General features: G+C 39.1%; 7 protein-coding genes. All 7 read right to left on the bottom strand.

All coding sequences use genetic code 11. The annotated features are described in order from the left end of the window. Positions 1-438: 438 nt before the first annotated feature. On the bottom strand, positions 439-1623 hold the full coding sequence (locus ACE025_RS01520) for an AI-2E family transporter (RefSeq protein WP_485936748.1): 1185 nt from the start codon (positions 1621-1623) through the stop codon (positions 439-441). 294 nt (positions 1624-1917) lie between these two features. After that, positions 1918-3417: a lysine--tRNA ligase gene (gene lysS, locus ACE025_RS01515; protein WP_485936746.1), complete on the bottom strand. Its 1500-nt coding sequence runs from the start codon at positions 3415-3417 to the stop codon at positions 1918-1920. A gap of 262 nt (positions 3418-3679) precedes the next feature. Further along, positions 3680-4609 carry a cysteine synthase A gene (cysK, locus tag ACE025_RS01510; protein WP_485936744.1) on the bottom strand — a complete coding sequence of 310 codons (930 nt, stop codon included), beginning with the start codon at positions 4607-4609 and terminating at the stop codon, positions 3680-3682. Between the two features lie 317 nt (positions 4610-4926). Next, positions 4927-5802 carry an Hsp33 family molecular chaperone HslO gene (gene hslO / locus ACE025_RS01505; protein WP_485936742.1) on the bottom strand — a complete coding sequence of 292 codons (876 nt, stop codon included), beginning with the start codon at positions 5800-5802 and terminating at the stop codon, positions 4927-4929. A gap of 118 nt (positions 5803-5920) precedes the next feature. Further along, on the bottom strand, positions 5921-8116 hold the full coding sequence (gene ftsH / locus ACE025_RS01500) for an ATP-dependent zinc metalloprotease FtsH (protein WP_485936740.1): 2196 nt from the start codon (positions 8114-8116) through the stop codon (positions 5921-5923). Between the two features lie 106 nt (positions 8117-8222). Continuing rightward, positions 8223-8762, bottom strand: a complete 540-nt coding sequence (gene hpt, locus ACE025_RS01495) for a hypoxanthine phosphoribosyltransferase (protein ID WP_485936771.1) — start codon at positions 8760-8762, stop codon at positions 8223-8225. Between the two features lie 14 nt (positions 8763-8776). After that, positions 8777-10174: a tRNA lysidine(34) synthetase TilS gene (gene tilS, locus ACE025_RS01490; protein ID WP_485936738.1), complete on the bottom strand. Its 1398-nt coding sequence runs from the start codon at positions 10172-10174 to the stop codon at positions 8777-8779. Positions 10175-10256: the final 82 nt, after the last annotated feature.

Below are 10256 nucleotides of genomic sequence, written 5' to 3'. Positions count from 1 at the left end.
TGTTTCGCTGTCGTTTTGACAACTTCTAAATAATACCAGATGTTTAACTGTCCGTCAACAACTTTTTACACTTTTTTTAAAAATGCTCTAGTAGAATTTGTCATTCTGTCTCAACGACATGTATTAATATACCACCCTACTCGGGGTTCGTCAAACAATTTCTTTAGTTTTTTTCACTTTTTTCAGATTCATGAACATTAAATTTGAATTTCTATTTTTTACCTCTTTTTATTTTATTTAAAGCGAATGATAACATCTCGTCATAACTCAACATTCGTCTATATAGTTTAAGTCGCGAATAATGCATAATTTGTTTATCTATCCAATACTTTGTATTTTTACTCAATCATATTAATCAACTTCTATATAGAAAAAAGGAACAGCCTCAGCTGCTCCTTCTGCATTATATTCTTCTGCGGTAAAACATCTTTTCAAATCTTATTCATTCTCATCTTCTTGATAAGTATCTGGAGAGAATTCTACGTTTTCATATTCGCCAGCTTCATCAGCATAGTAACGATTGTATCGTTGTTTGAATTTGCGGAATATGAATGTAACGATGACCCTGCTGATCGCATAAATTGGAACTCCCAGTATCAAGCCGACTAACCCTAAGAGTTCACCTAAAACAAGCAAAACAATGATAATGCTCAATGGATGGATTTTCAAATTTTTCCCCATGACGTTCGGTTCGACGAAATTTCCGTCTACAAATTGAACGACCAGCCAAACAATGATCAATTTGACTAACATGAACCATGAAGTAGTCAGCGCAATAATAATTGCGGGCACCATGGCCAATGTAGCACCGATATAAGGTATTACGCTCGTGACACTGGCTACAATGGCTAATATTCCTGCATAGTCCAAACCAATAATAGTAAAACCAATAAACATCATGATACCTAAAAACAGAGAAATCGTTAATTGTCCTTTGACATAAGATCCTACTTGATCTGCAATGATCACACCTAAATCTCGAATATCTTTACGGAATTTTGGCGGAATTACTTTCATTACATAACTGAAGAATTTTTTATCGTCTTTCAATAAGAAGAATAAAATAATTGGAAATGTTACCATAATCACAACAAAGTTCGAAACCGTAGAAACTACAGTGGATATACCCGAAACAGCAGTTGTCAGATAATCAACAATGTTGCTTGGTAATTCTCCAACCCATCCGTTAAACCACTCAATCACATTGTTAGCTGTATCTTCAAAAACGGAATTATCTGTCCATCCCATAATAGTTGCACCGATGTTGTCCACATATTCTGGGAAAGCTACTACAAATTGCGTCACTTGTTCACTGATATAAGGCACCACCAAGAATACCAAACCTACTAAAGCACCTATCAATACTAAAAACAGGAGAATAACTCCCCACACTCGTTTTAAACGATGCTTTTCCAACCAATCAATTAGCGGGTTAAATAGAAAATAAGTCAACACCGCTAAAATAACCGGCGCTACTATAGAAGAAAAGAAAACAAGCAGCGGTTCAAAAACAAAAGCTATTTGATCATAAATAAAAATTGTGATCCCAATCATAATGACTAAACCTAATGTAAATAGCAGGTTTTTTCCACCTAGAAAAGAAATATACTTTGAATCTTTCATGGCCTATACACTCCTTGTATTTTATTTCTATTTTTTACTAAAAAGGAGAGTTCTTGAAGAAGCGTAACAGTCTTCACCTGCTCTTTTTGAAACAGGCTCACACAATGCTTCCATTTTTGATTTTATCATTGTTATGTAAGTACTTTTATACCTATGACGTTTATATACCTTCATTAAGTAAATCTCCTTTAAATGCATTATACTATTTTTCTTTCTAATCTGTGAATAAATCACCTTATACTTGTGATAGTAAAAAAAGACCAAGACAAAATTGTCTTGGCCTTAGTCATTTCATTATATATTACGCATTGTTGGGAACAATAGTACGTCTCGAATAGATTGTGCATTTGTCAATAACATGACTAAACGGTCAATTCCTATTCCAAGTCCACCTGTTGGAGGCATGCCGTATTCTAATGATTCGATAAAGTCTTCATCGATTTGATGAGCTTCGTCGTTTCCTTGTTCGCGCTCTTTCATTTGTTGTTCAAATCGTTCTCTTTGATCGATTGGATCGTTCAATTCACTAAACGCATTTCCATATTCATTTCCAACGATGAATACTTCGAAACGATCTGTGAAACGTGGATCTTCAGTGTTTTTCTTTGCTAATGGAGAGATTTCAACAGGATGTCCGTAAACAAATGTTGGCTGCACCAAAGTTTCTTCTACAAATTCTTCGAAGAATTCATTTACCACATGGCCAAATTGGCTGTGTGGTTCAACTTGGACATTGTGTTTTTTAGCAATTTCGCGTGCTTCTTCATCGGTCATTTCTTGCCAAAAGTCAACGCCTGTTTGTTCTTTGATTGCATCAACCATGTGAACTCTCTTCCATGTAGACTCTAAGTCGATTTCGATTTCATTGTAAGTGAATTTCCCAGTACCTAGAACATTTTGAGCAACTGTACGGATCATGCCTTCTGTTAAGTCCATTACGTCTTCATAATCTGTGTACGCTGTATAAACTTCTAACATAGTAAATTCTGGGTTGTGGGTTGTGTCCACACCTTCATTACGGAATACGCGTCCTATTTCATAAACACGTTCCATTCCCCCAACAACCAATCGTTTCAAATGCAATTCTAAAGCGATACGCAAATACAATTCCATATCCAACGCATTGTGGTGTGTAATGAACGGACGAGCCGATGCTCCACCAGGAATGTTATGAAGAGTTGGTGTTTCTACTTCGATGTAGTCTTGGTTATTCAAATATTTACGAACTTCAGCAATGATTTGGCTACGTTTTACAAAGCGGTCATAACTTTCTGGATTACTGATCAAGTCTAAATACCGTTGACGGTAACGTTGTTCTACGTTCGTTAAACCATGATATTTATCAGGTAACGGACGCAACGCTTTAGATAATTGAGTCAATGAAGTCGGCTTGACCGTTACTTCACCAGTATTGGTTTTCATCAATATACCTGTAACGCCTACAAAGTCTCCTAAGTCAGCACTTAGAAACGTTTCATAGTCCTCTTCGCCAACAGTGTCTTTACGTACATAAACTTGTATTTGGCCTTTGCGGTCTTGCAAGTGAGCAAACCCTACTTTACCTTTACCACGTTTTGTCATGATACGACCAGCAACAGTTACTTCGATTTCTTGCTCTTCAATCTCTTCTTTAGATAAGGCATCATAAGTTTCGTGTAATTCTGTGGATAAATGCGTACGATTAAATTTGCCACCAAATGGATCAATATTGCGGTCACGCAACGTTTGTAGTTTCTCACGGCGAACTTGCAATTGATCATTCAAATCTTCTAAATGCGAATTTTCATTGCTCATTAGTTTCTCTCCATTCTTTTTAGCTTCTCAGCTCTATCTTTATCATGCCAAGAGTGCGCAAAAAAAGCAAGGCAATTAGCGACTAAAATCCCTAACACCCTAACTTTTTCATCTGACATGCCCAACGATTTTCATACGCTATATGATAACATATTTTCATACCGTTTGAAAAGAACCGTTATTTCGAAGAATGTGTGTCGCATAAGCTCTTAGTTTATAATAAAAAAAGACAAGACCAGATGGCCTCGCCCTTTCTACACTTTTATTGCTCTACATTAAAAACTCCAGTAGACAAGTAACGCTCGCCATTATCAGGAGCAACAGTTACAACACGTTGACTGCTTTTCATTGTTTTAGCTACATCAATGGCTGCTTTGATAGCTGCACCAGAAGATGGACCAACTAATAATCCTTCTTCTTTTGCAAGACGTCTCGCCATATCAGCTGCCTCTTCACTAGTTACTTTTATGACTTTGTCGTACAAAATAGTGTCCAATACGTTTGGCACAAAACCTGTACCAATACCTTGGATTTTATGTGACCCTGGATTTCCACCGCTTAGAATTGCTGATTCTGCTGGCTCAACTGCATAAATCGTGATTTCCGGATCAACGTTTTTCAAGACCTTACCAGCTCCAGTTAATGTTCCTCCAGTACCCACTCCTACTACAAAAGCATCAGGCGCTTCTCCATTGAAGGCCTCTAAGATTTCAGGACCCGTTGTCGCAGCATGAACTGCGGGGTTTGCTAGATTATCAAACTGCATTGGCATAAAGTAGCCATCTTGCTCTGCCAGCTCTTTTGCCTTAGCGATTGAACCTTTGATGCCATCAGCACCTGGAGTCAGCATCAGCTCAGCTCCATAAGCTTGCGCCAATTGACGTCGTTCCATACTCATCGTTTCCGGCATAACAATCAACACTTTATAGCCTTTAGCCGTAGCAATCATAGACAAACCTACGCCAGTGTTTCCGCTTGTCGGTTCAATGATCGTGTCGCCTTTTTTCAATTTACCTTCTTGCTCAGCTACCTCGATCATGTTCAGTGCGATTCTATCTTTTACACTTCCGCCTGGGTTGAATGATTCTAATTTCACGTATACTTCTGCAGCATCAGGTGGTACTACCTTTGTTAATCTTAAAATCGGTGTTTCTCCAATTAAATCTGAAATTGAATGAACTACTTTTACCATATGCTAAGGCCTCCTAAAATTTGCGTTCTTCTTACTTTTTGTAGGGTTCTCCCGTTAAGTTTAACGCTTTTATTTTTTAAATGCAAACATTTACAATTCACTAAAAGCGCCGCCTAAATTTCCTTTCGTGTGACGAAATTGAGCTGCTATTTTTCAAAAGGGAACGTAAATGTTCGCTGCGTTCCCTTTTCTCCAAATTGCCTCCAATTCGGGTACGCAAATCACCCTGCGCCTCACCAATTCCCCTAAAAACAAAAAAACTGCTGAAAAGCCCTCATCATTAAGGGACTTTTCAACAGTTTATAGGGTGCTTATTTTTAAGCGTTCGCTTTTAATTCTTCCAACTCTTGTTCTGAATAGTGATATTTGTTTCCACAGAAGTGGCATACAGCTTCAGCACCATGGTCTTCAGTAATCATGTCATCGATTTCTTTTCTACCTAAAGAAACGATTGCTCCGGCAAAACGGTCTTTAGAACAGTCACATTCAAAAGCAATTGGCATTTTATCCAACACTTTTGCGTTTCCTTCACCTACTAAACGATCTAGAATCGCTTCAGGAGTTTCCCCTTTTTCCATCAAACGAGACACCATCGGAATGTTTTCGATAGCTTTTTCGATAGCTGTGATTGTTTCATCTGTAGCTCCAGGCATAACTTGAATCATAAACCCTCCAGCTGCTTTGATTGACTCATCAGTATCTACTAACACACTCAACCCGAATGCTGACGGCGTTTGTTCGCTTGTCGCCATATAGTACGTAAAGTCTTCAGCTAATTCACCGCTTATCAATGGAACTTGTCCAGAAAACGGTTCTTTTAATCCTAAATCTTTTGTGATCGTCAATGTCCCTTCAGTACCTACAGCACCTCGTACATCGATTTTTCCTTTTTCATTCAATGGAAGGCTTACTTTAGGATTAGCAATATATCCTTTTACCGTTCCTTTTCCATTACTATCTGCAACAATATGTCCAGTGGGACCATTACCTTCAATTTTAACCGTTAATTTTTCATCGCCTTTTACTGTTGCTCCTAATAAAAGTGCTCCAACCATCGTACGACCTAAAGCTGCTGAAGAAGCACTCCACGTTTCATGACGACGTTGAGCTTCTGCAACTGTTTCAGTAGCATCGATTGTAAATACACGAATTTGGCCATCATAACATACACTCTTTAATAAATAATCTGACATTCATTTCCCTACTTTCTATTCGTTTGCATTCTCATACAGTATGAAAGAGGGTTACGGAATTTCCCGCAACCCTCTTCCTTTTTGTAAGGACAGTATAACACCCTAGTTTATGCTTTGTCTACTCTTTAGGAGAATCTTGCTTGTCCTCTTCATTAGGAACGTCATTGCCTTGAGTTGTCAACGCAGTGTCATCTCCTTGTGAAGATTCCTCTTTGTTGTCTTCACCTAATTCTTTTTTAGCTTCTTCAACTATTTGCTCAGGATCTTCTTTTACTTCTTTTCCTTGAGTTCTAGCTTCTTGTTCACGTTCTTTTTCTTTTTCTTTTTGTTCGCGAGCTCTCTTGATTTCTTCAAAAGATAAACCTTCTCCTTCACGTTTTTCACGTGGGAACTCTTCGTCTTCTGTTACTGGAGGCATTTCTCCTGTTTCAAATAGACTCTTGATTGTGCGTTCATCTAATGTTTCCAATTCAAGCAGTTTTTCAGCGATCAATTTCAATTCTTGTGCATGCTCTTCAAGAATTCTGCGTGCTTCAACGTGCGCTTCGTTCATGATAGCTAACACTTCTTGATCAATTAGGTAAGCAATTTGTTCAGAGTAGCCTTTCGTACTTCCGTAGTCACGTCCCAAGAATACTTGGTTGTTTCCTTCATATTGTACTGTACCCAATTTATCACTCATACCATATTCCGTTACCATACTACGAGCCAATTGAGTAGCTTGTTGGAAGTCATTACTTGCTCCGGAAGACTTAGAATTAAAGATCATTTCTTCAGCTACACGACCTCCAAGCAATCCAACAATTTGTTCTGTCATTTCTTTTTTCGTCATCAAGAAGCGATCTTCTTTAGGTAACATGATAGCATATCCGCCAGCACGCCCACGTGGTACGATCGTAACTTTATGAACGACACGAGCATCATTCAATACCATACCAACGATAGTATGTCCCGCTTCATGGTAAGCAACCATAGAGCGTTCAGTTTTACTGATGACACGGTCTTTCTTAGCAGGACCAGCAATAACACGGTCTTGCGCTTCATCAATGTCTAATGCATCGATAGCTTTTTTATTTCGACGAGCAGCTACTAAAGCTGCTTCGTTCAACAAGTTTTCCAAATCTGCTCCGGCAAATCCTGGTGTTTGTCTTGCAACGACACCTAGATCCACATCAGCAGCCAAAGGTTTGTTTTTCGCATGTACTTTTAGTATAGCTTCACGTTCTTTAACGTCTGGACGACCAACCATAATTTGACGGTCAAAACGGCCTGGACGAAGTAAAGCTGGGTCTAATACATCTGCACGGTTTGTTGCTGCAATAACGATGATTCCTTCATTTCCAGAGAAACCATCCATTTCAACAAGCAATTGGTTCAGTGTTTGTTCACGTTCATCGTGTCCGCCACCCATACCGGCTCCACGTTGTCGACCTACTGCATCGATCTCATCAATAAAGATGATGGATGGTGCATTTTTCTTAGCATTTTCAAACAAGTCACGTACACGACTTGCTCCGACCCCAACGAACATTTCTACGAATTCAGAACCTGAAATCGAGTAGAAAGGAACTCCTGCTTCACCGGCAACGGCTTTAGCAAGCAATGTTTTACCCGTACCTGGAGGTCCTTCTAATAATACCCCTGCAGGAATACGTGCGCCTAAATTAGCAAAACGTCTTGGGTCTTTTAAGAATTCGACTACTTCTACTAATTCTTCTTTTTCTTCTTCCGCTCCAGCTACATCTGAAAAGCGTACTTTACTTGCTTTAGTATCGGCTTCTTTAGCTTTTGACTTCCCAAAGTTCATGACGCCTCGGCCGCCTTGTCCTCCGCCGCCTTGTCCGCTTTGTCCCATCATCATATAAATGAAGAAGATAAAAATAACTAGAGGCAATACGGATATCAATAACGTTACCCATATACCAGATGACTCTTCTTGTATCGGAGTCACTTCAATATTGTTTTCTTTTGACAGATCCCAGATTTCTGAGACCATCGGATCATTTTGTAAAACAGTTGTCGTAAAGTTCGATACTTCTGAATCGCTTGTTCCAAGAATCGGAACATCACTTTGTTCTGATTCCTCTACTGGCTGTTCTTCACGGTATGACCCTGTGATGGTATAAACCCCAGCAGTTGGTTGCATGGTAAATGATTTGATTTCGTTACTTTCCAATTGTGTTATAAATTCACTTGCGGAAATACTTTGGCTTTGTTCATTGGAGTTTCCTCCAGTTGCCCAAGATACGATTCCGATGATTCCGATAAACACTATGGCGTAAAAAATCCCATTTTTCAAGAATCCTTTTTTCACACAGTCGACCTCCCTTACTTTCATTCCATTTTTTCATTATTTCCCTATTTATTGTGACTGAATCTACTTTATCATATCATATTTGACCATACTTGACCAAATATTTTTACTCATAAATCTCCGGTTTTAACACACCAATATAAGGAAGGTTGCGGTAATGCTCGATAAAATCTAAACCGTATCCTACTACAAATTCGTTCGGCACCAAGAAACCTACGTAATCAGCTTCCAACGACACTACACGGCCCTCTGGCTTGTCTAATAAAGTGACTATTTTGATAGATTTTGCTTTGCGGTATTTGAACATATCGATGATGTAAGATAACGTACGTCCGCTATCGATGATGTCTTCTACGATTAAAATATTGCGTCCTTCTACATTTGTATCCAAGTCTTTCAAGATTTTGACCTCTCCAGAAGAAACCATTGCGCTTCCATAACTAGAGACATCCATGAAATCCATCTCCAATTTTACGTCCATTGCTTTCGTCAAATCAGATAAAAACGGGATTGCGCCTTTTAAGATCCCAACTACAAGAGGATTTTTGTCTTTGTATTCTGCGCTCAATTCTTCTCCCAACTCTCGTGTTCTCTTCTGTATTTCTTTTTCAGACACTAGAATTTTTTCGATATCGTTTTGCATAATAGTAAGTTCTCCTTTTAGCTCTCATTGCCGTTTTGGCTATAAATTAGTATGTACTGTATTGTATCAGTTTCCCGCTCAATAGACAATCTTGAATCTTTGTATCCAAGAAAACAAAGTACTCTCCCCTGGGCATCACATACGACTCTCAATTCATCTCGCTTCTCGAGCGGAACCTTTTGATCAATCAGTACATCTTTGATTTTTTTGGTTCCTCCTGTACCCTTCAACGTTATCCGGTCTCCAGGCTTACGCCGACGAATCACCAGTGGCAGCTCGACACTGTCGGCATTCATCCACATCACTTGTTGATGACCCCTGTCTAAAAAGGTAGCGGGTGAAAATAACCCTACTTTTCCTCCTTGCGGCAAATGGATCCATTCTCCTAAACGTAATTCTTTAGCTTCTTCCATTGAAACTTCGACTGGCTCAGATATGACAAAAAAAAGTGTATCATATCTTCGTTTTGCTACCCACTGACCCGGCAAGTCAATTTGACCATTTGGATGCGGGCTGATCAATAAGTCATGGACAGCTTTGATATGCTGCCGTTGGAACAGTTGGTCTTTATGTTGATAAACCTTCACCAGCAATTCTTGTACGACCAATCCTTGTAGACTCTTATCCAACTCAAGATACTCTTTTCGATCTAGCTGAAAACCTCCATCAGCCGCTTTCTTGCTGATGCGTTTCAATTGGCGTTGGACTTCTATTTGAGCCACAGCTAACACGTCTTGCAGATCAGTTGAAAAGTCAAAAAAATGCGGGACTAGTTGAGGATTTTCTTCTTTCAATAGCGGAATAACTAGATTGCGATAACGATTGCGGGTGTAATCCGAACTTTGGTTAGTCTCATCTTCAAAATAACGCAACTGTTGTTCTTCACTGTACTGGTACAGTTGCTCTTTCGTATAAGGCAATATTGGCCTTACCAATAAACCAAATGAAAAAGGTCGAACAGTTTTGATTCCCGCCATACTTTCTAATGCCCCACCGCGTACCAACCGCATCAAAATCGTCTCAATCTGATCGTCTCCATGATGAGCTGTCAACAAATGGGTGGCCTGCTGCTCAGTAAATACCTTTTTAAAAAAAGCATACCGGAATTCACGTGCAGCTTCTTCAGTAGAAGCTTTGGGGTGCTGATTTGTTTCCCATTTAGTCATAAAAAAAGGGATCTCAGCTTGCCGGCAAAATTGTTCTAAGAAAGCTGCTTCATGAACAGAAGCTTCCCTTAGCTGATGATTGACATGGACCACTGCGAACCATGGTTTCAACTCTTTTGGCAGCCGCTTCATCAAATCCAGCAGCACCATCGAATCGACACCGCCAGAAACAGCTAGTAAAATTCGGGAACTTTTCTTCCAATAAAATTGTTTTTGACAAAGTTGCAAAAATTCTCTAAACAAATCCATGGAACTAGCTCCTTTAAAAGATAATCTTGTTTCTATTATACCCATAGAATACGAAGAATTTAAGAACAAAAGTCAGAATTTT

Source organism: Desemzia sp. AGC72 (genome assembly GCF_057334175.1).
The sequence above is the reverse complement of the archived record's forward strand: the minus strand, read 5'-3'. Positions and strand labels throughout refer to the sequence as shown.